The sequence below is a fragment of the Labrys sp. LIt4 genome, from assembly GCF_017813775.1.
Classification (GTDB): Bacteria; Pseudomonadota; Alphaproteobacteria; order Rhizobiales; family Labraceae; genus Labrys; species Labrys okinawensis_A.
This window is the reverse complement of record NZ_JAGIPY010000010.1, coordinates 210,199-233,104: the sequence shown is the minus strand read 5'-3', so window position 1 is coordinate 233,104 and position 22,906 is coordinate 210,199. Positions and strand designations below refer to the sequence as shown.

The window sequence follows — 22,906 nt, the reverse complement described above, 5'->3', positions numbered from 1 at the left end:
CGCCGCCCTCGAAGCCGCTGGCGTCAGGGTCTCTCCCTCCCCGGCACGCCTCGGCACCACGCTCACCGAACTGCTGAGCGACTGGTCGCCCCGGCGCCGGCAGGCGGCCACGGGCTGAACCGGCGCTCCCGCAACACTCATGAATGCCGGTCCCCCGACATTCACCATACCGCCTTCTCCCGGGTGGTATGGGCCTTTCCTTCCGGCGGCGGGTGCGCATCAGCGCAGACCCGCCGCCAAAAAGATGACGGAACGAAAGCAGGCTGCACCGAAAATGCCACGACGAGAATGACGACAGGAATCGTTCTTCCGAACCGGATGACCGGCTATCGCCGGCTCAGGCGCGCCCCATAAACCGTTTTAGGTATACCTAATGCAAGACCGGATAGCTTATATGCTCTATGAAGAGCATGGCGCTATCTGGTCCAGCTCAAGCAAAGCGCGTTGAACGAAACGCTCCTTGCTCCAGCTGCTGATTCCGACGCGTCTTTGCGATTCCTGGCGATTCCGCCAAATCACAAGTACGCTGTGGGCGATTTGAGAGAGGAAGAGTTCGTGGCTCCAAAAATTCAAGCGCGTTGGCCGATTGCCGACGAATCCACTCCCGAACTGGTGCTGGAACGTTTCTCTCCGGAACAGACCTACAAGACCAAGGTCTATACCGCGCTCAAGCACGCCATCGCCAATATGGACATCTACTCCTCGCCCGAGCCAACCTGGATCGACGAGCGCCAGCTTTCCGAGCGCCTTGGCGTCAGCCGCACGCCGGTTCGCGAAGCCATCGCCATGCTCGAGCAACAGGGTTTCGTCAAATCCCTGCCCCGGCGCGGCATCATCGTGCTGAAGAAGACCAAGCGCGAGGTGATCGAGATGATCCAGGCCTGGGCCGCGCTGGAAAGCATGGCGGTGCGCCTGATCTGCCAGCGCGCCAGCGACCGGGAAATCGCGCGGTTGCGCACGATCTTCCAGGAGTTCAACGACGCCCACAAGCCGGCCGACTATCCGCATGAATATTCGACCGCCAATATCCGCTTCCACCAGACCATGATCGAGCTCTCCGGCTCGCAGATCCTGGCCGAGATGACCGAAAACCTCGTGCTGCATGTGCGCGGCATCCGCCAGATCACCATCGGCCGCGACGATCGCGCCAGCAAGTCGATCGTCGACCACCTCAACATCATCGAGGCGCTCGAAAAGCGCGACATCGCCAAGGCTGAGGCCTATGCGCGCGACCATACGCTGGGCCTGGCGGACTATGTCGCCAAGCACAGCGAAGGCATCTTCGACTGAGAGTGCAGCCAGAATGATCTGCGATTTGATGGAAGAGCCATGGATCGCAATGACACGCCGAAACAAGGTCGTGGAGCAAAGCCGCGTTTTTGCGGAAACGAGCTTTGCTTCGTGAAGAGCGATCAGGGCAAATAGCTCAATCGTTCCCCTGCCCCGATACGATTGGAATCCGCCATGCCCGACCTGCCCGCATCCATGACCGCCATCGCCATCAGCCGGCCCGGCGGCCCCGAAGTGCTGGTGCCGGAAGAGCGCCCGGTGCCGCGCCCCGGCGACAACGAGATTCTCATCCGCGTTGCAGCCGCCGGCGTCAACCGCCCGGATGTGCTGCAGCGCGCCGGCGCCTATCCGCCACCCAAGGACGCCTCCGACCTGCCGGGATTGGAAGTTGCCGGCGAGGTGGTCGCCATCGGCCCGAAGGTTGCCCGCTGGAAGGTCGGCGACAAGGTCACCGCCCTCACCCCCGGCGGTGGCTATGCGCCCTATGCCGTGACCGATGCCGGCCATGCCTTGCCGGTTCCTGATGGCCTCGACATGGTCCAGGCCGCGGCCATCCCCGAGACCTTCTTCACCGTCTGGCACAATGTGTTCCAGCGGGGCCGCCTGCAGAGTGGCGAAACCCTCCTCATTCACGGCGGCTCCTCCGGCATCGGCACCACGGCGATCATGCTGGCCAAGGCTTTCGGCGCCACCGTCATCGTTACCGCGGGCTCGCCGGAGAAATGCGAGATCTGCCGCAAGCTCGGCGCCGATATCGCCATCGACTACAAGGCCGAGGACTGGAGCGCGGCCGTCAAGCAGGCGACGGACAAGCGCGGCCCCGACGTCATCCTCGACATGGTGGGCGGCAGCTATATCGCCAAGAATTATGAGGTAGCGGCGCTGGAAGGCCGCATTGTCAACATCGCCTTCCTGCAAGGCTCGAAGGTCGAGATCGACTTCGTGCGGCTGATGACCAAGCGCCTGAGCCATATGGGCTCCACCTTGAGGGCCCAATCCGTGGCGGCCAAGGCGGCCATCGCAGCGGCAGTGGAAGAGCATGCCTGGCCCCTGCTGGCGCAAGGGCGCTGCCGCCCGCTGATCCACGCCGTCTTTCCCCTGGCGGAGGCAGCCAAGGCGCATGCGCTGATGGAAAGCAGCAGCCATAGTGGAAAGATCGTGCTCACCGTGTAAGCCGCGTTGGTCCTTGTCGGCGACGTGACCAGCCGGACCGGGCTTCAGACCCGGATATGCCCGGCCGGGACCTCGTGCACCGGCGGCCGCGTGGGCCGCGCGGTGCCGACGTTTCAGACTGCTTCGGCCGGTACGGGATCCGGGCGCACGACGACCGTCGTCGCCACCGGATAGAACTCTTCGCCCGGCATGCCGACGCGGCGCGCATGCTCGCGGATGGCCGCGCCGTCCTTGGCTTCATAGACGCAAAACGTGCCGATGCGGCCGTCCGGCTCGTTCACCACATAGCTGCGGATCCAGCGAACCCGGTCCGACATCTCTTCATTGCCGATCTGGGCCGACTTGGCGCCAGCCTTTTCCAGCTCGGCGAGCGACGCCCAGGCACTCGGCCGGCGAATGACATAAAGTTGCATTGTCTGAGTTCCTTCGAATGTACGGGCCGTTGCCCGGACCATGCCGTGTTGCAGCCACGCACCATGCGTGACGAAATGGAAACTAGGGCAGACGCGGCTTGGCCGTCCTTACCAGCGGCTGATCTCTCGTTGATCATTCACGAACGTTGGCAACAGCCGGCCTATCCTTGTGCGGCCAGGGGGACGGGGGAGCGGAAATCAATTTCTGCTGTATCTCGGCGGCCAACATCCTGAGCCGGCGCGAGCCGATGCGGACGGCGGTGCGTTCTGCCGCCGCAATCTCGGTCCGCGCCGCTGCGGTGTCTCCCGCTTCAATGTGGACGCGGGCCAGCTCCAGCCGAACACGAGCCGCATGGTACTCAATTCCGGCACTGGTCCACAGTTGACGGGCAAGCACCAGAAACCGCACCGCGTCGCTGTCGCCCGCAAGCAGATAATGCGCCTCATTGATGAGAGCATGCACCGCCGGCTGCGTCCAGCGGCCGGATTCCGCCTGCAATTCGTTCAATGCTTCGGCTGCGATATCGCGAAGGCCGCCCATTGCGGAAATGCGCATCTTGTGCGCCAAAAGGATGCCGCGCCGCTGGATATGGTACCAGCTTGCGCCGGCCAGCGCCCGGTCGAGTGCCGCCAGGGCCACCTCCACCTGGCCCGTTTCCGCCAGCAGGACGGCATTGCCGGGTTCGGCATCCCAACCTGCGGCGTAGGCGGCAGCATAATCCTGCCGGGCGTGGTCGAGATCACCGATCATCGCTCGAATATCGCCGCGGACACGATAGCCGTCGCCTATCGACCAAGCTTCCTCCTCCGAGAGCTTCGGCAGAGCCAAGTCGATCGCCGCGAGCGCACCGATCAAGTCCCGTTGCGCCCCGAGGATCTCCGCGCGGTGCAGATCGCAAGCGCCGGGTATGGTGGCGTAGCTCGCCTCGCTCCAGCTGTCGAAGCCTTCGCTCCATTGCCGGGCGCGCGACCAGTCGGGGAAAGTGCGGCAACTCCACAGGATGTTGCAGTAGACGAGACTTCCGAAAATCGGATCCACATTGCTCGACAAGGCGATGGCGGCGGCGTGATTCTGTTGGTTCTCCCCCTCTTCGATGTGGCCGAGCGAGATATTGTAGAAGCCCATATAGACAAGCGTGAGCGCAATCAGACCCGGATCGCCACAGGCTTCGGCAGCGCTGTGAGAGCGCGATGACAATTCGAGCGCCTCCGCAGCACGGCCCTGGAAGATCGCTTGCCGCGCCTTCATCCACAAAAGGTAGGCGGTGGTTCGCGGGTCTTCCGTGTCGCCCAGAAGGGCTTCGGCGCGTCCCAGCCAGCCGGAGGCGGCAGCCGGCGCGGAGCGCTCCAACTCGAGTTTGGCGATGGTTACCGCCGCTCGTGCGGCGAGGTTGGGCCGGCCTTCGGCGACATAGGCGGCGAGGGCCCGGGTCAGCACCGGGATCGCGGCAGCGGGACGGCCTTGGCATTCCACCGCCAACGCCCACACATCGATATCTGCCCCGCAAAGTTGTCCATCGGCATCGAGGCTCTCGAAGACCATCGCGGCGCCGCGCCAGTCCTTTGCCTTGGCAAGCGCCAGCGCCCGGGCGCGATTGGAGTCCTGTGCATCGAATTCCGGGACGGCGACACCAAGGCTCGGCTCGTCGATCGCAAAACGGTAGCCGTGCCGGACATAGCTGCGGATCGCATTCTCGAGACCGCCGGCAGACAGGGCCGCACGGGCCAGGCTGACGGCGCGCTGCAGGGATGCTTCGGTGACATTGAGATTTGGCCACAAGGCATCCATCAGTTCGTCTTTCGGGACGACGCGGCCGGCATTTCGGACGAGATAGACCAGAAGATCGAAGACGCGCGGCTGCAGTTTTTGCACCGTTCCCCGCAGCCTGAGAGCGCGCGCGTCCTCATCGAGTTCAAAGAATCCGAAACGGTGCTGCATCGAGGCCTGTCTCAGTGAGAGCCCGCAAAACTTGGAATGATCAGCAAATGATCAGCCGCCGATAAGGACTAGCTTCAGCGCTCATCGCATTTTCGCAGTCACATTACGAAACTAGACTGCGGATGAAAAGCAACATGCCCGAACTTCGCCAAAACAGGCTGTCAGCGCCGGACGCCAGCGCCGTCCCTGACGCAAGAGCATTGGCATTGCAGGCAGCCATACTCTCCCAAGCCACTCGTTGGTCCGACCTGGCAGCTGGCGTGGGCGGCTACCTGTCGGGGCTCGGCGCCGCCTTGATCTGGAGCGGCTGGTGGACCGTGACACGCCTCGGTGTGGTCAACGATCTTGCCGCCGCCGACCTCGCGGCACTGCGGTTCGGCATTTCGGGTCTTTTGCTCCTGCCCCTCGTCTGGCGCGATTGGCCGGCAATCAGGCTGGTGGCGCCTCGGCACCTATTGTTCATGGTTGTCGGTGCCGGCGCGCCTTATGCGCTTGTCGCGGCGACCGGCGTCAGACTGACATCGGCCGGTCTTGGCGGCGCGATCACCGTGGGGCTCTTGCCGGCGTTCACATTGATCCTGTCCACGCTGTTCTTGCGCGAGCCGGTCACGCGGGCGCTGATCACCGGCATCGCCTGCATTCTGGCGGGCGCGGGTTGCGTGATCGCCGGTACTTGGAATGCGGGATATGACGCCTCCGGCCTCGGCTTCTTCGTCGTCGGAGCGCTCATGTGGGCGGGCTACACCGTCTCGCTCAGATATACGGGATTGCGGCCTCTAACCGCGACGGCGGTCATTTGCGTCGCATCGCTGCTGCTCTACACACCGGTCTGGCTGATCATGTCCGGTCCGAAACATCTGTTCGCCGCGGCCCCCCGGGAACTGCTGCTGCAGCTGCTCTATCAGCCTCTGCTGTCCGCCATCGCTGCACTCTACTGCTATGGCCGGGCCATAAGGCGGCTCGGCGCCACGCGCGCCTCCGTCTTCGCGGCGATTGTGCCGCTGTTTTCGGTGATCATCGCAGCAATCGTCCTGCATGAGAGCCCGAGCATAATCGAGGCATTCGGTGCCGCGCTGCTGTCAGCAGGTGCGATGGTTGCAGCGCGAAGACCACCAGCCCGGCCACGGCAATCCACCATATCGAGAAGCTGCCGGCCGGTATCGGCCGGTTCGAGCGCCGCAACAATCACCACTGACCAGCAGCACCCCCAACGGCCCTGAAGGATCTGACCATGTCCAACATTTACAGCTCTATTCTCGAAACCATCGGCAATACCCCTGTGATACGCCTGGGGCGCCTCGAGCCGAAGGGGATCGAACTCTACGCCAAACTCGAAGCCTTCAACCCGCTCGGCTCTGTCAAGGACCGGCTGGCGCTCGGCATCATAGAAGCCGCCGAGCGCGACGGCAGGCTGCAGCCAGGCCAGACCGTGATCGAGGCAACGAGCGGCAATACCGGCATAGGCCTCGCGATGGTCTGCGCCCGCAAGGGCTACCCGCTGGTCATCGTGATGGCCGAGAGCTTCTCGGTCGAACGCCGGCGGCTGATGCGCTTCCTCGGCGCCCGGGTCGTGTTGACGCCAGCCTCCGAGAAAGGGACCGGAATGGTCGAGAAAGCGCGCGAACTCGCGGCTGCGCATGGATGGTTCTGGACCCGGCAGTTCGAGAACGAAGCGAATGCCAATATTCACAGCGACACCACCGCCCGCGAGATATTGCGTGATTTCGGGGGGACGGGGCCCGACTATTTCGTCACCGGGGCGGGCACGGGCGGTACGCTCAAGGGGGTGGCGCGCGTCCTGCGAGCCGAAAGCCCGAAAACGCGGATCATCGTGGCGGAACCTGAAAACGCCCCGATGCTGGCAAGCGGCATCGGCCAGCAATACAGGAGCGACGCCACCCCGGCCGCAAGCCACCCCCTGTTTCGCCCGCACCCCATGCAGGGATGGAGCCCGGACTTCATCCCCAAACTGACTGGCGACGCTGTCGACTTCGGCCTGATCGACCTCATCCAGCCTGTCGCCGGCTCGGAGGCCTTGCGTCTGGCCCGGGAACTCGCACGCCAGGAGGGCATTTTCTGTGGTGTCACGGGCGGTGCGACATTGGCGGCCGCGCTCGACGTCGCGAAGACGGCGCGGCCAGGCAGCCGGATCCTTTTCATGGTGCCCGACACCGGCGAGCGCTACCTTTCGACACCGCTATTCGACGCAATCGGGCAGGAGATGGATGCGGCCGAGCAGGAAATCTCGAACTCGACTCCACTATGCCGCTTCGGTGGTCCCACGTCGCAGGCTGCGGCGGTGTCCGTGGCAACGATCGATCCGGCGCCCGATCATGCTCGCCACTTCGTCGAACAGGCGATCAAGGATCCCGGCCAACCCGTGGTGATGTTCGCGCTGGAATGGTGCGAGTTCTGCTGGGCAGTGCGCAGGTTCCTGAAGGACATCGGCGTCCCCTTCCGTTCCGTTGATCTCGATTCAGTGGCAATGCAGGCCGGCGATCTCGGCGGAGACATTCGCAAGGTGCTGCGAGTAATGACCGGTGCGGCCACGATCCCACAGATCTTCATCGGCGGTATTCACGTTGGCGGTTCGGTCGACCTGCTTCAACTTCATGATGCCGGCAAACTCGTATCGGTGCTCGATAAAGCCGGCGTTACTCCAACCGGCGCCATTACGCTGACGGCGCGGAGCTACCTGCCGAAATGGCTCGCCGCCCGGCCCGCCGCCTGATGTCCAGCAGATCCATCTCCAACGCGAGCCCGAGGTAACCTTCTTCAAACCCGCCAGATCCACTGCAACTGCTTCCTGGCCTGAAGGAGAAACATGAGGCTCCGTGATGCGGCACGACATGCGGCTCCGGCGCCATGGCGCTTCTCGATTAGTCCATGCCTCTTCGTCGAACGCAAAAGGCCGGAGCGATGCCTCATGGGATCGCTCCGGCCTGGGCATGAAACGAGACGAAACGCGTCCTCAGCCAGCCTTGGCTGTCTTGGCCGGCGGGGTATTGCGCCCCCAGCGCAACGATCCAAGGCCTGCGGCCTTGGCGAGACGGGAGCGCTCCGCAGCATAATTCGGCGCAACCATGGGATAATCCTCCGGGAGGCCCCATTTGCTCCGGTATTCCTCCGGCGACATATTGTATTTGCTGCGCAAATGCCGCCTCAACGATTTGAATTTCTGGCCGTCTTCCAGGCAGACGATGAAATCGGGCGTCACGGACTTGCGTACTGGTACAGCTGGACGCAATGGAGCCGCCTCTTCGACTACCGGCTGCTCCCGGAGCTTCGACAGGCTGTCGTGAACCATTGATATGAAAGATGGCAAACCGTCCGTCGGAATAGAATTATTAGCGACGTAAGCTGCGACGATATCCACCGTAATATCGATTAAATTATTGTCAGCTTCCTGCATATCCGAAACGATCCCCGATTCACGTTTGATGAAAGCAGCATTTTGCCACGTTGGGCCAAAAAAGCACATTACATTTCGTTATAGTTAGAAATCGCTGCCCGGATCGACAGCCGACAGCCGCGACATATTGAGGCAGCCTGACACTCAGGCCAGGAATATTTGCCCAAATACCATCCCTCCTCATTCATCAGACATGCCTTTGCGCAGGACGACGCCCGCCCTCCCGCGTTGCTTTCCCAACCAGCGTCGGCGTTTTGGGTTGCACGAAACCGCTCGTGAGGCCTTTTTAAAGAAATGGCCATCGGTGCTGCCGATCGCCGGCGGAAGGGGAAAGGACACCGGCACACACCCGTCGAGCCGCCCGCTGGGCAAAACTCCGTAATGCTGCCATGACGGCCATGCACGGTGTCGCCGACGATGCGGTCGCCGCGGGAGAGCACTCGCCGGGACTCTGTGCCAACTGCCGCCTGTTTTTGCGCGTGCTCGCGGCCTGATCCGCCAGGAAGCCGGCGCTAGAAGAGGTCGGGCATCCTCGGAAACGGCAGCGAATCCCCGGCAGGGAACGCGCCGTATCACAACGAGGGAGACGCGGCGATCTAACGCAGCGATTGGGTGAGCGATACCGAGCGGCCCGGCCCGGATATCGGCCTTTTCTTCAAGGTGGCGGATTCGGCAATCATGGTGACCAGGATCGCGATTGCCAGAACGGCGACGATGCAGACGGAGAAATGGAACTGTCGGCCGGCATCGCCACGCGAGACACGGCGGAGACGGTGGTTTTCCTCGGTGAAGTCCAACAGCGTTTCGTCGCGAGGCATGGCAGCACTCCCTCTGTCACGACAGGCTTCCGATGCCCCTCAATGACAGCCAACCGGTGCTCCGCTCTGTGCGAAATTGCACAGCAGTCTTATGAATTTCGACCGTTTCAGCCCAAGAATTGATGGTACATGCTGGTTTAAAATGAAAACCGATGATCGTAAAATGGCCGGAATCGAGCCGTTACGAGAAGAGGCAATTCTATGGAAAAGCCCTTAGTTAGATTCCTGGGAACGAAGCCGACGCCGACCAGGCGATATTGATTGTACTTCTGCAGCCGATCTCTACGCTACCGCGATCAAAATGACATCGTATGAAGGAAGCCTTATTCCGTCCGCGTTGAGCCGGTTGCGCAGCAGGAGATCCCGCATCCTCGGGCTGACAGAGGAACATTTGAGCGCCCGGATGCATTTGCTTGCAAAGAGGTATTGCAACCATGATCCTAGACGACAGAAACACCCTCGTGCTGGTCGGTGATGGCAGGAAGGCGCTTTTTCTGCGCCAGATCGGACGTGGCAACAAGGCCAGTCTCGCCGTCGACCAAGTTCTGCAGGACGACAACCCCGCCACGCGGGAACAGGGCACCGACCAACCCGGGCGTACGGGCACGGGCAGCAATGGCCGCACCAGCGCCATCAAGGAAACCGATTGGCATCGGCTGGGCGAAGAGCGTTTTGCGGCCGGCCTCGCCGAAATGCTGTATCGGCGTGCTCATGCCGGCCAATTCGACAGGCTGGTCGTGGTCGCTCCGCCAAAGGTGCTCGGCGATTTGCGTCAAGCCTTCCACCAGGAAGTCCTGGACCGCATCAGCCGCGAAATTCCCAAGCAGATGACCTCGCACCCGATCGAAGATATCGCAAGAATGCTGCGGGAATAGCGACGCCGTCATCCGATTTTACAGATCGCAGCGGCCGATCCGGCGCTTGAACAGGACCGGGGAGGCGAGCGAGACATGGCTGGCCGGGCCTCTCGATGAGCTGCTGGTTTTTCAAGTCCCCTCCTGGCGCCCCTTATCGGGCCGGGCCGCACAGCTCATAGAGCGCCTGGCCCATCGTCACATTGACCGGGCGCGATCTGGCCAGAGGATGGCGGACGACATAGCGATCGAGCAGTTCGACCGCCGCCTCGTCGGTTACGCCGGCGAGGCACTGACGGCGGTGGCTGGTAACCTGGCAGCCATCGCCGAGGCAGGTCGAAAGCTGCTCCATCACGATGGCCAGGGCGAAGCCACGTCTATAATCGTCTGGCCAGCCGAGCCAAACATCGTAGCCCTGCGCCGGCGCCCCGGCACCCTCCCCGCTTTTGGAAGCGGAGAGAATGGTGGCGGGCGCTGTAGCCGCCTCGTTTCTGGCCAAACCTGGTTCGAACCCACCCCAGGGCGGGAACACCGCCGCTATGAGCAATCCACTTGCTGCAAGCCAGTTGCCGCTCTGCATCGCGCTCTCCCGCTGCTCCGGATGGCCGGATCGCATCGGTCTGCCGAAATCCGGCACCTCCTTTGCGGGTATCGGGAGATACACCCAAACAAGGCGTTGCGGGCGTGCGTCGCGCTGGCGGGATGACGTATCGCCGCGCGCCGGCAGCGGCCTATTTGAACGGGCGGGCCCATTCGGCAAGCCGGCGCCGAAAAGCTGCCGGCCAGGCCTTCACATCAGGCCGCACGACGATGAGCTTGCTGTGTTCCTTCCAGGCCAGAAAGGCCTGCTTCTTCGATACGTCGACGATGTAGAATGCCGTTTCGTCCGGGCAGTAGATCTTCAGGCAGGAAGAGCCGATCACTGCATCGTCCTCGACATCGACGCTGCCCAAGCCGTTCAGGAGGCGCTTGAATGTCGCCTCGTCCGGCCCGAGCATCTCGACCAGCCGGCTGGCGATCGTGCCATAGCTGAAGATCTGGCCGGGATGCTCCGCCTTCAGCTCGAGCGCGTTCTGCCAGATCATCGGATCGGGCGTGGTGGCCGTCTTCTGCGGGGCGGAAAAGCCCGTCTCCGGCAGCCACACCCATCGGGTGCCATTGCCATAGGAAGTGATTTCCTCGAAGACGAAGCCGACACCGGAGCTCACGAATTCCACATTCTGGCATTCCCCGATGGGACCATCAAAGCGCGCCGGCTTGCCCGGCAGGAACGCGATGATGAACCGGGCGGGCGCGCAGGCATTGCCGCCGCTGCCGGCATAGCCGATCGCATAGCCGGTCTGGCCGATGACACCGATCTTCTCCAGAGCGATCACGTGGTTTTCGGCGACGACCTTGCCCTCGACCTCGAGCTGGCGGCCATCCTCGTCGGTCTCGACGAGGGCAATCTTGCGCCCGAACAGTTCCAGAGGCTGCCAGCGCACGGACTTTCCGGCGTGGGCAGACGCAGCCAGGAAGAGGGCAACGCCAAGCCCCAAGCAGAGTTTCACGGCAAGACCCACACATGGGCCCGGCCGGAAAGCTCTGTAAAGGATTGGCACCCTGCAGATGCCTCGCGCTCGTACCCACAGGCCGATCGCAAGAAACTTGCCCCGCCTCATCGCACCCAGCATCGATGTACTCCTGTCAGACAGGCGTCGATAACGCGCATCTAATAGCACTCGGCCAGTCGCCGCCACTGTTCCGGCCGGAGCAGCCCGCGCCCGAAACCACCGCCGCGCGATACCTCTCTTGGAACCGATTCGGTCGACGTCATTCGAGGTGCCCATCTCCGTTCCCAAACGCACGAAGCGGACAAGGCCATCCGGCTGGGCAGATCAAATGGCGCATTGATCTTGCGTCGCGCGACGGCTACGAATTTTACCATCCGGTTACGCTGGAGTATCTCCGCCCTCAATCAACGACGATGCTTCAAAGAGGCTGGACAAAATCTCAATGCTCGTGGATAGCACGAGCCAAGAAAAAGCAGAGGAAAGAAGAAGCCATATGTTTCCAGATCCCAGAGGAATGTTACTGCAAGTTCTACCCAAAGGGGGTATCGGTGCCGAGATAGGCGTTCTTATGGGCGATTTCTCTGCTCAACTGCTGCAGGCTACCCAGCCCCGGAAACTATATCTGGTCGATCCGTGGATGCATTTCGACGATGCCGCCCATACGACAACCCTCTATGGTGGGACAGCTTTTACGCGCGAGGAAGTCGAGGGCCGCTATCCACGAGTGCTCGAACGATTTCGTGAGCAGACACAGGCAGGGCTAGTCGAGGTCGTTCGGGACTTCTCTACTCGATGGGCCAAGCGGGTCGAGGATGGGACGCTCGACTATGTCTATGTCGACGGCGACCATAACAAGGATGCGGTTGCCGCCGACATCGATGCATTTTGGCCGAAACTGAAGCTCGGCGGCATCATGGCATTCGACGACTACACCTTGGGCGGATGGTGGAAGGATGGCGTGGTTGCGCCCGTTCACGCTTTGCTCGGCCGCGAGCGCTGCCAGTTGGAACTAGCAATCGGCAGCCAAGTCGCGGTGCGCAAGCTATAGTGCCTGATGTGCCTTCCTATCGTTCAGGGAAGGCACATTCGGCCACCCACGCTGGTCGCAACGATATTTTCTCATCAGTCGTTTATCCATGTCCTCGTCACCCTCCGCTCAGTGGCGACGATGTCACCTCCACGGTTGGCGCCTCAAACCCCTTACGGTAGCTCCAAACAAGCGAGAGCGCAGAAATCTTGCTATCAGGCTGTGATGAGGCGCAGCGGCGTTATTTTGGGCGAGCATGCGCTGGTTCGTCCCGCTCTGCTAGAGTATCGGGACACCACCCCAGAGAAACGCTGGGTAAAATGGCAGAACATTCGCCGTCCTCTGCCGACAAAAATTGCAAGATCGCGATACTTGAATTTTTGCGAATTGAACTTGTAGAAATAGAGGATAGCCTCTCCGGCTAATGTCCCGAGAGGCTATCTCCGTTGGCGTATCACCGCACTCGAACACACTGCCCACTGCCGCTGAGGCCGGCTGAGCCTGAATAGAGAGCCGCCCCGATCAGATAGATAGGCGTCGTCCCCTGCGTTGAGGTCAAATCAAAGGTATGCGGGCCAGCACGCAGGGTACCGCTGCCAGGAATCTGCGACATCCCATAGCCAGGTGCAAGCGGCCAAGAATTGGGCGCCGTGTTGAACGAAACCTGCGTTGTCGTGATCGAGCTGCCGGTTCCCGCCACTGCAATTAGTCCCGCGGAGCACTCCCACATACCGGGCGTTAGATTGACCGTTGCAACAGTCACAGGACTTCCATTGGGCACGGATGCCACCGACCCAGCAACGCTCGCGACCTCGCCCGGCTGGCCCTGGTAAAGCGCCGAGGCTGCATCGGTAGGGCCCCAACTGAAGGCATTTACCGGTGGATGACTTTCCGCTCCATTTAAGCCAGCAAATACGTTGTCACGTACCGTTACGCTGGTAGCAGTCGGATCTACAACGATCAAGTTATTGTACTGCAAATTGTAGTGATAGAGGTAGTTATTGATGACCCGCACACCATTCGCGTTTCCTTGGGTTCCGCAAGGATTATTTGAACCAAATACGTGGATATAACTACCAATTGCAGCGCCATTTCCGTCGTTCGACAACCAAGCCTGCTCCAAAGTTCCGTTCGATACTCGGCAGAAACGAAAGAAATCCTGGTTTTGACCCTTCCATGTTGCGTTTGCGTCGGTAAACGGCTTGGCAACCAGCCAGTCCCCGCCGCGGATTGTCAGGAGACCGACAGACTGCGCGTCAACAAAACCGGATGTCGCATTGCAAGAGAAATTATCGATGTTGTATTCGAGGGGAGAGTAATCCGCTTTTGACGAATATATTTTGATACATTGCTTCGCGTTACCGGCGGCACTGTTAAGAATTGATACGTCCTCAAAAGGCCCTACGGCACCGGCTGCCCCGCTTGCATAAAAAGTGTAACCGGTCTTATAATTCTGTACGATTGTATTAGTGATATGATTTACAAAAGCTCCTCTTCCTATCATCGTAATACCATCTCCCACTGTAGGATCGGTGGTCCCGATGGGCTCAGAGTTGCCGTCGAAATAATTTATACCACTATAACAAGACGTATTTTCGATCTGAGATCCTCCAGCATTAACAATGTACATACAATTATTAAAGTTATTTATTTTAATATTGTGCGTGTAAAGATTCTTTGATGGCTTAAATACTCCATAGAAACCATAATTATTTCCGCCAACTTTCGCTTGCGCAGCCGTTAAATCCCGCAGCTCTATTCGATCCTCATCGGGGACATTGCCAATCGTGGAGGTACTGCATATATTCACGCCGTCTACAAATTTATCCTGAATCGGATTACCCGAGCTGTCCAAGAGCGGGCCTGTACCAGCATTATTCTTCCAGCTGCTGTCTGCTCCGAATATCAGATTGGTCTGATCCTGCCCGCTTCCCTGGAATACGATGGATATTCCACAGCTTTTAATAGGGCTGCTAAAATAAGCTCTCCCCTTTGGGAAACGTATATATAGATCGTTCCCAGCAAATGTCGTCCTATATTTTTGAATGATGGAATTGACAGCCACACCATCAATTTCATCATCGAGGGAATTCGCGACAAGGCCGGCATTCGTTTTCCACTGCGCAAGCGTCCAACCAGTGGAGTTCATGCCATTGAAGTTCGTAATCTCGAAAAGCCGGTGATGGAACCCGTCTCCCATATAGCCCCAGCCGCGCAGCGTTCCCTCATCCACATTGATCTGGTTTTGCGACGCCGGCAGCGGCGCCGAGCCAATGCCGAGCGTTCGAAAATCCTGGGGTGTTGCAAAGAGGGGGCTCGAATATTGCGGCGCTGGCACGGTCGTATCCGGAGGCAAAGTATCAGCCAGCAGAACTCCATTTTGCGACAGGAGACCCCCCAGCAGAGATCCCACGACTGTTATTTTCTTGCATACATATTCTAATTTCATACCGTCACCTCTCTAAATGTCGGATCAGATCTGAAAAACCTCTATTTTTCAGCCGCAAGACGAAGCTCCCACTAACTCAGACGGGAATTGGGTGCTTCTTCTTCATTGCGTGAACAAATGATGAACAAATAGGGATGATGTCTCAACGGCGGGCGTGTTACGAAAATGAGAGAGTCACCTCCTTGCATTTTGGAAAAAGGATATTTTTGGGGAGCTACGGCGCGCCGATGATGGACAACCGGCTGATATGTAGCGCGGCTTGTAATTCGACGAGCCTCGCATCCAAGCGAGGCGCTCGACGTCGGCGAGGTCCTGAAGCGTTCAATACCGCCTTCCCCCAAGGCATCCGAAGGATGCTTCGGCTGTAGCAACTCGACCTGCCTTCATGGGGGCGGTGGCGCAGAAAGGTGGAGTGCGGTTCAGTGCATGCAATTTTGGCAATAGGCAGCGCACAAAGCCGGCGCCCGGCCAAGCTTGCATAAAAGCCCGGAGCAACGCAGTGGTCCGCAAGGCTGCACCTGCGAACAACACCCTGCTCGATCATCTTTTCTATGAAAAAAATGGTAGCGGGAGAGGGACTTGAACCCCCGACACGCGGATTATGATTCCGCTGCTCTAACCAGCTGAGCTACCCCGCCACGAGGCCCGGCGCTGCCGGACGGGCGGCTTATGCAAGGCTGGGCCGAAACTGTCAAGCGGGTGGGAGAGGAAATCTTCTCCCCTCCCCGTCTTTACTGCGGTTTTGCCTTCGAATCCGCGCCGTCAGGCCTTGGCGAAGAGGCCGAGCAGGCCCTTGTGGATGGCTTCGTTGCCGGCCACGATGTCGCCGGTGTCCAGCATGGTGTCACCGCCACGGATGTCGGTGACAAAGCCGCCGGCTTCGCGCACCAGCACGATGCCGGCTGCCAAGTCCCAGGAGGAGAGCCAGCGCGAGGCGAGGCCGTCGAGGCGGCCGGATGCGACATAGGCCAGGTCCAGGGCGGTGGCGCCGAAATTGCGCACGCCGGCGACCTTGCCCATCACGGCGCCGAGATCGGCGAGATTGGTCTGGTGCTGGCCGCGGCCGAGGCGCGCCAGGCTCATGCCCACCATCGAATCCTCCATCAGGCGGCGGCCGGAGACGCGGATGCGCCGTTCGTTGTGGAAGGCGCCCTTGCCGCGCTCGGCCACGAACAGGTCCTCGGTGGCGGGATTGTAGACGACGCCGGCCACCAGCAGCCCCTCGCGCTCCAGCGCAACGGAAACCGCGAAGAAAGGCACGCCATGCAGGAAATTGGTGGTGCCGTCGAGCGGATCGATATGCCAGCGATGGGTCTTGTCCGCGCCTTCGACGACGCCGGTCTCCTCCATCACGAAGCCATAGCCCGGGCGGGCCCGCTCGAGTTCCTGATGCAACGTGCGCTCGGCCTTCTTGTCGGCGACGGATACGAAATCGCCCGGCCCCTTGGCCGAGACCTGCAGGTTCTCGAGCTCGCCGAAATCGCGTTTGAGCCCCTTGCCGGCCTTGAGCACGGCAGCAACCATCACATTCATCAAAGGTGAACGCAGCATCATGGAACTTTCAAATAACGGTCGCCCCGGAACACGGGGCGCAGGAATGGGAAGCGGCCTGTCTAATGGAAAATGCCGCCGATATGAACGGGAAAATGCGGCCGTAGTGAAAATTCGAATCGCCGCGGCCGGCGGGGCTCACAGGTCCCGGTAATAAGCCTTCCCATGGCCGTGCAGGGCCTCTTCCTCCGCGCCGATGTCATAGGCGGGCGACGAGATCGGCTTCACCGCCTCGACGCAAACGCTACGAAATGCGGACGCAGGGCGGCGAGGCCTCACTGGCCCGCTCGATGATCTCGCAGATGCCGCGCACACACGCACCCCGCCGGGCCAGTACGTCGACGAAATTGATCTCGACCACCGGGCGCTCCCGGGTTCGACGTACCGTGCGCCTTGACGCTCGCCACATAGCCGCGCGAATGACGCTCGATTACCGCCCTCGCCGCGGCATCCAATGCGGCCATGCCGCTCCCGATCCCTACATGCCGTAGAAGCGAGCGCCCTGAATGGCTGCGGCCCGCACTTCAGGCGTTTGCCGCGCGACATATTCGTCGAGCTGCTTGTCCTCGAGCCCAGCCGCCTTGGCCAGCAGATGCCACATGCAGGCCAGCACCGGATTGGGCGCCAGGCCCATGCCGGCCGCATACATCCGTGCCAGGCGGTTGCGGGCGATCGGCGAACCGCGCAGGGCGGCGCGCTCGAACCAGTCTGCCGCCATTTCCTGGTCGCGCGGCACCCCCTCCCCGTTGAAGAGGGCGATGCCATATTCCACCATGCCGTCGATGTTGTTGGCATTGGCGGAGGCAAGGAAATAATCGGCCGCCTTCTTCTTGTCGGCCGTTACGCCCTTGCCTTCCTTGGTCAGCACGCCGAGCGAATAGAGGGCATCGCCATTGTTGGCGAGCGCCGCCTGGCTGAAGCGCTTATAGGCGGTGGCATAATCGGGCGGGCCATTGGTGGTGCGCAGGGCGATGATGCCGAGATTATAGGCCGCCTCCGGCACGCCCAGCTCGGCGGCGCGGTTGAGCAGCAGCATGCCGCCCGGCTCGTCCTTGGGCACGGTCTTGCCCAGGAGCTTGGCCATGCCATAGGCGAACATGGCGTTGCGGTCACCGCGCTCGGCGGCTTCGGAATACCATTGCGCCGCCTTCACCGGATCGGGCGGCACGCCAAGGCCATTGGCATAGAGCTGGGCGATCAGGGTCATCGCCGCGGGGTCCTTGTCGGACACCACCCGTTTGGTGGCTTCCTCCAGGGCCTTGAGATAGTAGCCGCGCTGGAAGGCGCCATAGGCCAGATCCGGTGGCGGGCCGGACGGCGCAGCAGGCGCCGCGGCCTCCGCCGGCGTGGCCGCATCAGCCGGCGGGGGAGCGTCACCGGGCTTGTTCTCGGCCGGCTGGGCTTCCGCGGGCGCGGGTTTGGTTTCTTCGCCGGCGTTGGCCGCCTCGGCGGGCTTGCCGGCATCGGGCTCGGCCGGCGTGCCAGCGTCGGCGGGCTTGGCAGCTTCCGCGGGCGGCGGCGCCTGCGCCTGCCCGGGCATGGCGGCGAGAAGAACCGGCAGCGCGAGCGCGGCCGCAACAGCGATGCGCTTCATGCGAGACTCCCTCTCTGCTTCAGCAGCCGGTCCGACAGCGCAACCGCTTCGGCGGGCCCCTGCTCGTGATTCCAGACGGCATTGCCGAGCGCCACGAAATCGGCGCCGGCATCGGCGAGCAGCGGCACCGCCGCCAGATCCGGCGCAAAGGCGACGCAGGGCACCTCGAAAAGCTCGGCCCACCAGGCGGTGCGCTCCACCACGCCCTCCAGCGGCGGCAGGCGGCCATCGCGCGCCGGCTCGCCGAACATGACGTAGTCGACCCCGCTTTCAGCGACGGTCATGGCCTCGTCGCGCGTCCGGATACCGCCGGCCCCGACGATGCGCTCGGGCTTGAAGCTGTCCAGCGCCTCGGCGAGGCCCTTGCGGCCGTCATTGAGATGCACGCCGTCGGCTCCCGCCCGCGCCACCACCGCGCTCCAGCCGCTGACGAGCAGCGCCGCGCCGGCGCCCTGCACCACGGGCGCGATCTCCTTGATCAGCTTCTTGGCGCTGTTGTCGTCGCCGGCCACCGGGGTGAACAGTACGCAGGCAATGTCGCCGGCCGACAGCGCCGCCCGCAGGGCCGGCAGGAAGGCAGCGACATCGTCGATGGCAGGGGTGACCAGATAGATCTGGACGGGGGGGCGGGGTGGAACTTCAGCCATGGCGGGAATCCCGGGAATCCTTCTTCTCGCTACCACACTGCCGCCGATCCCGGAATCGGCGCCAATACTGTAAGGTTTCGCCTCCGCTTCGCATTGCGTCGGGAATGCGAAGCTTTTGTCCGGAATCGCTCACGCGAATTTCGGCTCGAACTTGCCGGCCTTGTAGCCCTTGGCCATCTCGTGCAGCGGGATGACCTTGATCTTGGCCGCCTGGCCCGCGGTGCCGAATTCCTCGTAGCGCTGCTTGCACAGCTTGATCATCGCATCCTGGGCGGGCTTCAGATATTTGCGCGGGTCAAATTCGCCCGGATTTTCGGCAAAGATGCGGCGGATCTGGCCGGTGATCGCCATGCGGCAGTCGGTGTCGATATTGACCTTGCGCACGCCATGTTTGATGCCGAGCTGGATCTCCTCCACCGGCACGCCCCAGGTCTGCGGCATCTCGCCGCCATATTTGTTGATGATGTCCTGGAGTTCCTGCGGCACCGAGGAGGAGCCGTGCATGACCAGATGCATCTCGGGCATGCGCTGGTTGATCTCCTTGATGACGTTCATCGCCAGGATGGCGCCATCGGGCTTGCGGGAAAATTTGTAAGCGCCGTGCGAGGTACCCATGGCGATGGCGAGCGCGTCGACCCTGGTGTCCTTGACGAACCTCACCGCCTCGTCGGGATCTGTGAGGAGCTGGTCATGCGAGAGCTCGCCCTCGGCGCCATGGCCGTCCTCGGCCTCGCCCATGCCGCTTTCCAGGCTGCCGAGCACACCGAGCTCTCCCTCCACCGAGGCGCCGACCCAATGGGCCATGTCGACAACACGGCGGGTGATGCTCGCATTATAGGCATAGTCGGCCGGCGTCTTGCCGTCCTCCTTGAGCGAACCGTCCATCATCACGGAGGTGAAGCCGACCCGGATGGCGGTCAGGCACGTGGCTTCGTTGTTGCCATGGTCCTGGTGCACGCAGACCGGAATGTCCGGATAGATCTCGACCGCCGCATCCATCATCTTGGTCAGCATGATGTCGTTGGCATATTGGCGCGCCCCGCGGGAGGCCTGCATGATAACCGGCGAACCGGTGGCCTTGGCGGCCTCCATGATGGCGATCACCTGTTCCATATTGTTGATGTTGAAGGCCGGGACGCCATAGCCGTGCTCGGCGGCATGGTCGAGCAGCTGGCGAAGGGTGATGCGTGCCATTGCGAGGTCTCCAGCGGCATGGGGCGGATCTTACACCCTCCCCTGGACGGGGAGGGTCGGCCTGCAAGGCCAGGGCGGGATGACGTGGCCCTCAATTCTCAAAAGTGATCCTGGACAGAGCGCGATTCGTGCGAAGAAGCCGCCCCACGCCAAGGTTTCGCATCGCCCCTCCCCTCCAGGGGAGGGTACCGCCCGCTCAGGCGCGCAGGATCTCCACGCCCGGCAGCGGCTTGCCCTCCAGCCATTCGAGGAAGGCACCGCCCGCCGTCGAGACATAGGAGAACTGCTCGGCCACCTTGGCGTGATTGAGCGCCGCCACCGTGTCGCCGCCGCCGGCGACCGAGAGCAGCTTGCCGGCCTTGGTGCGCGCTGCGACATGCTTGGCGGCCGCCACCGTGCCATGATCGAAGGGATGCAGTTCGAAGGCCCCCAGCGGGCCGTTCCACACCAGCGTCTCCGCCTCGTCGATGGCGCCCTTGATACGCTCCACCGATTGCGGGCCGGCATCGAGGATCATGCCGTCGAGCGGGATGGAATCCAGCCCATAGGCATGGTTCGGCGCATCGGCGGCGAAATGATAGGCCACCACCGCATCGACGGGCAGGATGATGGCGCAATTGGCTTTCTCAGCCTTGGCGAGGATGGAGCGGGCGGTATCGGCGAGGTCGCGCTCGGCCAACGACTTGCCGACCCCGACGCCCTGGGCATGCAGGAAGGTGTTGGCCATGCCGCCGCCGATGATGAGGGCGTCGACCTTGGCGACGAGATTGCCGAGAAGCTCGAGCTTGGTGGAGACCTTGGCGCCGCCGACCACGGCGACGACAGGGCGCTTGGGCTGTTCGAGCGCGCGCGAGAGAGCCTCGATCTCGGCCTGCATGGTGCGCCCGGCATAGGCGGGCAGAACGTGCCCGAGGCCCTCGGTGGAGGCATGGGCGCGGTGGGCGGCCGAGAAGGCATCATTCACCCAGATGTCGCCATTGGCCGCCAGCGCCTTGACGAAGTCGGGATCGTTCTTTTCTTCGCCCGGATGGAAACGGGTGTTCTCCAGGCAGAGGATGTCACCCGGCTGCAGGGCGGCGACAGCCTTGGCCGCCACCTCGCCGATGCAATCCTCGGCGAAGGCGACGGGGCGCTTGGCCACCTCCGCGAGCTTGGCGGCAACCGGCTTCAGGCTCTCCTTGGGGTCCACACCCTTGGGCCGGCCGAAATGGGCGAGCAGGATGACCTTGGCCTTGGCGCGGGCGAGCTCCAGGATGGTGGGGATGATGCGCTCGATGCGGGTGGCATCGCTGACGACACCCTTCTCCATCGGGACGTTCAGGTCGACGCGTACCAGAACGCGCTTGTTTTCCACATTCACGTCGTCGAGGGTGCGAAAAGCGCTCATGCCTGTCCTGTCCATCTGTTTTTCGGCAAGGTGCCCAGGTCGTCAGCACGGATTGGGCACCAACCCATACCGACGACACGCCCTAGCACACCCCGCCCGCCTCGCAAAATCACCGGCGAGCAATAGAGCAAGCGGGCGGATCGATCCAGCGGTGAACGTAAGAAACGGGCTGAAATTGCGTCGCCCGGCCAGGCAATGGCCTGGGAGCGTAGATGTCTTGGAGGGCAAACGCCCGCTGCTTCACTCCGTGTTCGAATGGTGATTCAGATTCGACCAATTGCTGCCATTTTCAGTTTCACCATGGCTGCTGTGCCGATTGATCTCACTTCTCTCGCGCATGCGATAATGGAAAGGCAGCGTGTGCCTGAAGGCGAGAAACAGAAAGCCCGCCAGTGCCACAAGGCCCTGCAGCCCGACGAACGTGTCCCCCATCGCACGCCCCCTTGATCAGCAGCACACGCCGATCCTACCACATCGCACAACAGAAACGGCGCCCCGGTTTCCCGGAGCGCCGTCTTCAACTCAATTCGAGCGTGCCGCTCAGATCAAGCTGGCGAAATGCACCGCCGTGTCGGCCATGCGGTTCGAGAAGCCCCACTCATTGTCGTACCAGGTCAGGATGCGCACGAACTTCTCGTCGATGACCTTGGTCTGGTCCAGCGCGAAGATCGAGGACGCCGGGTGGTGGTTGAAGTCACGGCTCACCAGCGGCTCGTCGGTATAGGCCAGCACGCCCTTGAGCGGGCCGCGCTTGGAGGCCTTGATGATGGCCTCGTTGACCTTCTCGACGCTGGTCCTCTTCCGGGTGTTGAACTTGAGGTCGACCACCGAGACGTTGGGGGTGGGCACGCGGATCGAGGTGCCGTCGAGGCGGCCCTTCAGCTCCGGCATCACCAGGCCGACGGCCTTGGCGGCGCCCGTCGAGGTCGGGATCATCGACAGCGCCGCGGCGCGGGCTCGGTAGAGATCCTTGTGCATCTGATCCAGCGAGGGCTGGTCGTTGGTGTAGGAATGGATCGTGGTCATGAAGCCGCGCTCGATGCCGAAGGCGTCGTGCAGCACCTTGGCAACCGGCGTCAGGCAGTTGGTGGTGCAGGAGGCGTTGGAGATGACCAGATGATCCTTGGTCAGGTCCTGGTGGTTGACGCCATAGACCACGGTGAGATCGGCACCGTCGCTGGGGGCCGAGACGATCACGCGCTTGGCGCCCGCCTTGAGGTGGGCAGCGGCCTTGTCACGCGCGGTAAAGATGCCGGTGCACTCCATCGCGATATCGATGTTCAGCTCCTTGTGGGGAAGCTGGGCCGGATCCTTGATAGCGGTGACCTTGATCTTCTTGCCCTGCACGACGATGGAATCGCCCTCGACCTTCACCTCGGCCGGGAAGGTGCCGTGGATCGAATCGTAGCGCAGCAGATGGGCGTTGGTCTCCACCGGCCCGAGGTCGTTGATGGCGACGACCTCGATATCCTTGCGCTTGCCCTCGACGATGGCGCGCAGGATGTTGCGGCCGATGCGGCCAAAGCCGTTGATGGCGACACGAACTGTCATCCGATATTTCCTTTCTCTGCCTTCAGCTAGAGCATTTTCCGGGAAAGCCGATCG

General features: G+C 61.9%; 20 protein-coding genes, 1 tRNA gene and 1 pseudogene. 7 read left to right on the top strand and 15 right to left on the bottom strand.

Features of this window, described 5'->3' with window-relative positions; genetic code table 11:
• The 3 genes and pseudogenes from J8I29_RS19710 to J8I29_RS19700 form a co-directional block, all read left to right on the top strand.
• A pseudogene (locus J8I29_RS19710) lies at positions 1–118 on the top strand (succinate--CoA ligase subunit alpha); the annotation flags it as partial.
• 437 nt (positions 119–555) lie between these two features.
• A complete protein-coding gene (locus J8I29_RS19705; RefSeq protein WP_105865040.1) occupies positions 556–1,290 on the top strand; it encodes a GntR family transcriptional regulator in 735 nt (244 codons plus the stop codon).
• A gap of 174 nt (positions 1,291–1,464) precedes the next feature.
• On the top strand, positions 1,465–2,463 hold the full coding sequence (locus J8I29_RS19700; RefSeq protein WP_209432947.1) for an NAD(P)H-quinone oxidoreductase: 999 nt from the start codon (positions 1,465–1,467) through the stop codon (positions 2,461–2,463).
• Positions 2,464–2,576: 113 nt separating this feature from the next.
• Here the strand turns inward: J8I29_RS19700 and J8I29_RS19695 are convergent, their stop codons facing one another.
• Both J8I29_RS19695 and J8I29_RS19690 read right to left on the bottom strand, forming a co-directional pair.
• Positions 2,577–2,876: a DUF4242 domain-containing protein gene (locus J8I29_RS19695; RefSeq protein ID WP_209432946.1), complete on the bottom strand. Its 300-nt coding sequence runs from the start codon at positions 2,874–2,876 to the stop codon at positions 2,577–2,579.
• Between the two features lie 133 nt (positions 2,877–3,009).
• On the bottom strand, positions 3,010–4,815 hold the full coding sequence (locus tag J8I29_RS19690) for a winged helix-turn-helix domain-containing protein (protein ID WP_209432945.1): 1,806 nt from the start codon (positions 4,813–4,815) through the stop codon (positions 3,010–3,012).
• Positions 4,816–4,949: 134 nt separating this feature from the next.
• On the opposite strand from J8I29_RS19690, the gene J8I29_RS19685 reads away from it, so the two are divergent.
• The gene (locus J8I29_RS19685) at positions 4,950–6,035 is read left to right on the top strand and encodes a DMT family transporter (RefSeq protein ID WP_209432944.1); all 1,086 of its coding nucleotides are present in this window, start codon (positions 4,950–4,952) and stop codon (positions 6,033–6,035) included.
• Between the two features lie 11 nt (positions 6,036–6,046).
• Entirely contained in the window at positions 6,047–7,546 is a 1,500-nt protein-coding gene (locus J8I29_RS19680) for a pyridoxal-phosphate dependent enzyme (RefSeq protein ID WP_209432943.1), read from the top strand.
• A 240-nt stretch (positions 7,547–7,786) separates the two neighbouring features.
• On the opposite strand, the gene J8I29_RS19675 is transcribed toward J8I29_RS19680, so the two are convergent.
• Both J8I29_RS19675 and J8I29_RS19670 read right to left on the bottom strand, forming a co-directional pair.
• Positions 7,787–8,296: a MucR family transcriptional regulator gene (locus J8I29_RS19675; protein WP_342588436.1), complete on the bottom strand. Its 510-nt coding sequence runs from the start codon at positions 8,294–8,296 to the stop codon at positions 7,787–7,789.
• A gap of 527 nt (positions 8,297–8,823) precedes the next feature.
• On the bottom strand, positions 8,824–9,045 hold the full coding sequence (locus J8I29_RS19670; RefSeq protein ID WP_209432942.1) for a hypothetical protein: 222 nt from the start codon (positions 9,043–9,045) through the stop codon (positions 8,824–8,826).
• Between the two features lie 434 nt (positions 9,046–9,479).
• On the opposite strand from J8I29_RS19670, the gene J8I29_RS19665 reads away from it, so the two are divergent.
• The gene (locus tag J8I29_RS19665; protein ID WP_105865033.1) at positions 9,480–9,920 is read left to right on the top strand and encodes a host attachment family protein; all 441 of its coding nucleotides are present in this window, start codon (positions 9,480–9,482) and stop codon (positions 9,918–9,920) included.
• Between the two features lie 133 nt (positions 9,921–10,053).
• On the opposite strand, the gene J8I29_RS19660 is transcribed toward J8I29_RS19665, so the two are convergent.
• Positions 10,054–10,479 (bottom strand): hypothetical protein, encoded by a 426-nt coding sequence (locus J8I29_RS19660; protein ID WP_209432941.1) that lies wholly within the window; start codon positions 10,477–10,479, stop codon positions 10,054–10,056.
• 151 nt (positions 10,480–10,630) lie between these two features.
• Complete coding sequence (locus J8I29_RS19655; RefSeq protein ID WP_209432940.1) at positions 10,631–11,383, bottom strand: hypothetical protein; 753 nt, start codon at positions 11,381–11,383, stop codon at positions 10,631–10,633.
• A gap of 562 nt (positions 11,384–11,945) precedes the next feature.
• Here J8I29_RS19655 and J8I29_RS19650 point away from each other — a divergent pair.
• A complete protein-coding gene (locus tag J8I29_RS19650; RefSeq protein WP_209432939.1) occupies positions 11,946–12,500 on the top strand; it encodes a class I SAM-dependent methyltransferase in 555 nt (184 codons plus the stop codon).
• Between the two features lie 433 nt (positions 12,501–12,933).
• On the opposite strand, the gene J8I29_RS19645 is transcribed toward J8I29_RS19650, so the two are convergent.
• From J8I29_RS19645 to gap, 9 genes are all read right to left on the bottom strand, one after another.
• Positions 12,934–14,928 (bottom strand): hypothetical protein, encoded by a 1,995-nt coding sequence (locus J8I29_RS19645; RefSeq protein ID WP_209432938.1) that lies wholly within the window; start codon positions 14,926–14,928, stop codon positions 12,934–12,936.
• Between the two features lie 561 nt (positions 14,929–15,489).
• Positions 15,490–15,566: transfer RNA gene (locus J8I29_RS19640), tRNA-Met, on the bottom strand.
• A 124-nt stretch (positions 15,567–15,690) separates the two neighbouring features.
• On the bottom strand, positions 15,691–16,479 hold the full coding sequence (locus tag J8I29_RS19635) for an inositol monophosphatase family protein (protein ID WP_209432962.1): 789 nt from the start codon (positions 16,477–16,479) through the stop codon (positions 15,691–15,693).
• A 478-nt stretch (positions 16,480–16,957) separates the two neighbouring features.
• Positions 16,958–18,073, bottom strand: a complete 1,116-nt coding sequence (locus tag J8I29_RS19630; protein WP_209432937.1) for a tetratricopeptide repeat protein — start codon at positions 18,071–18,073, stop codon at positions 16,958–16,960.
• Complete coding sequence (locus J8I29_RS19625; protein WP_105865027.1) at positions 18,070–18,720, bottom strand: thiamine phosphate synthase; 651 nt, start codon at positions 18,718–18,720, stop codon at positions 18,070–18,072. The genes J8I29_RS19630 and J8I29_RS19625 overlap by 4 nt, the downstream gene beginning before the upstream one ends.
• Positions 18,721–18,849: 129 nt before the next feature.
• Entirely contained in the window at positions 18,850–19,914 is a 1,065-nt protein-coding gene (gene fba / locus J8I29_RS19620; RefSeq protein WP_209432936.1) for a class II fructose-bisphosphate aldolase, read from the bottom strand.
• A gap of 196 nt (positions 19,915–20,110) precedes the next feature.
• Positions 20,111–21,301: a phosphoglycerate kinase gene (locus tag J8I29_RS19615; protein WP_245197156.1), complete on the bottom strand. Its 1,191-nt coding sequence runs from the start codon at positions 21,299–21,301 to the stop codon at positions 20,111–20,113.
• 240 nt (positions 21,302–21,541) lie between these two features.
• A complete protein-coding gene (locus tag J8I29_RS19610) occupies positions 21,542–21,733 on the bottom strand; it encodes a hypothetical protein (RefSeq protein WP_209432934.1) in 192 nt (63 codons plus the stop codon).
• Between the two features lie 108 nt (positions 21,734–21,841).
• A complete protein-coding gene (gap, locus tag J8I29_RS19605; RefSeq protein WP_105865024.1) occupies positions 21,842–22,852 on the bottom strand; it encodes a type I glyceraldehyde-3-phosphate dehydrogenase in 1,011 nt (336 codons plus the stop codon).
• Positions 22,853–22,906 lie beyond the last annotated feature (54 nt).

Coding starts and splice junctions, on each gene's coding strand:
- J8I29_RS19615 (WP_245197156.1), bottom strand. CDS start 21,301: ATGAGCGCTTTTCGCACCCTCGACGACGTGAATGTGGAAAACAAGCGC.
- J8I29_RS19665 (WP_105865033.1), top strand. CDS start 9,480: ATGATCCTAGACGACAGAAACACCCTCGTGCTGGTCGGTGATGGCAGG.
- fba (WP_209432936.1), bottom strand. CDS start 19,914: ATGGCACGCATCACCCTTCGCCAGCTGCTCGACCATGCCGCCGAGCAC.
- J8I29_RS19685 (WP_209432944.1), top strand. CDS start 4,950: ATGCCCGAACTTCGCCAAAACAGGCTGTCAGCGCCGGACGCCAGCGCC.
- J8I29_RS19690 (WP_209432945.1), bottom strand. CDS start 4,815: ATGCAGCACCGTTTCGGATTCTTTGAACTCGATGAGGACGCGCGCGCT.
- J8I29_RS19675 (WP_342588436.1), bottom strand. CDS start 8,296: ATGTGCTTTTTTGGCCCAACGTGGCAAAATGCTGCTTTCATCAAACGT.
- gap (WP_105865024.1), bottom strand. CDS start 22,852: ATGACAGTTCGTGTCGCCATCAACGGCTTTGGCCGCATCGGCCGCAAC.
- J8I29_RS19625 (WP_105865027.1), bottom strand. CDS start 18,720: ATGGCTGAAGTTCCACCCCGCCCCCCCGTCCAGATCTATCTGGTCACC.
- J8I29_RS19650 (WP_209432939.1), top strand. CDS start 11,946: ATGTTTCCAGATCCCAGAGGAATGTTACTGCAAGTTCTACCCAAAGGG.
- J8I29_RS19610 (WP_209432934.1), bottom strand. CDS start 21,733: ATGGGGGACACGTTCGTCGGGCTGCAGGGCCTTGTGGCACTGGCGGGC.
- J8I29_RS19635 (WP_209432962.1), bottom strand. CDS start 16,479: ATGCTGCGTTCACCTTTGATGAATGTGATGGTTGCTGCCGTGCTCAAG.
- J8I29_RS19695 (WP_209432946.1), bottom strand. CDS start 2,876: ATGCAACTTTATGTCATTCGCCGGCCGAGTGCCTGGGCGTCGCTCGCC.
- J8I29_RS19680 (WP_209432943.1), top strand. CDS start 6,047: ATGTCCAACATTTACAGCTCTATTCTCGAAACCATCGGCAATACCCCT.
- J8I29_RS19660 (WP_209432941.1), bottom strand. CDS start 10,479: ATGCAGAGCGGCAACTGGCTTGCAGCAAGTGGATTGCTCATAGCGGCG.
- J8I29_RS19670 (WP_209432942.1), bottom strand. CDS start 9,045: ATGCCTCGCGACGAAACGCTGTTGGACTTCACCGAGGAAAACCACCGT.
- J8I29_RS19700 (WP_209432947.1), top strand. CDS start 1,465: ATGCCCGACCTGCCCGCATCCATGACCGCCATCGCCATCAGCCGGCCC.
- J8I29_RS19630 (WP_209432937.1), bottom strand. CDS start 18,073: ATGAAGCGCATCGCTGTTGCGGCCGCGCTCGCGCTGCCGGTTCTTCTC.
- J8I29_RS19645 (WP_209432938.1), bottom strand. CDS start 14,928: ATGAAATTAGAATATGTATGCAAGAAAATAACAGTCGTGGGATCTCTG.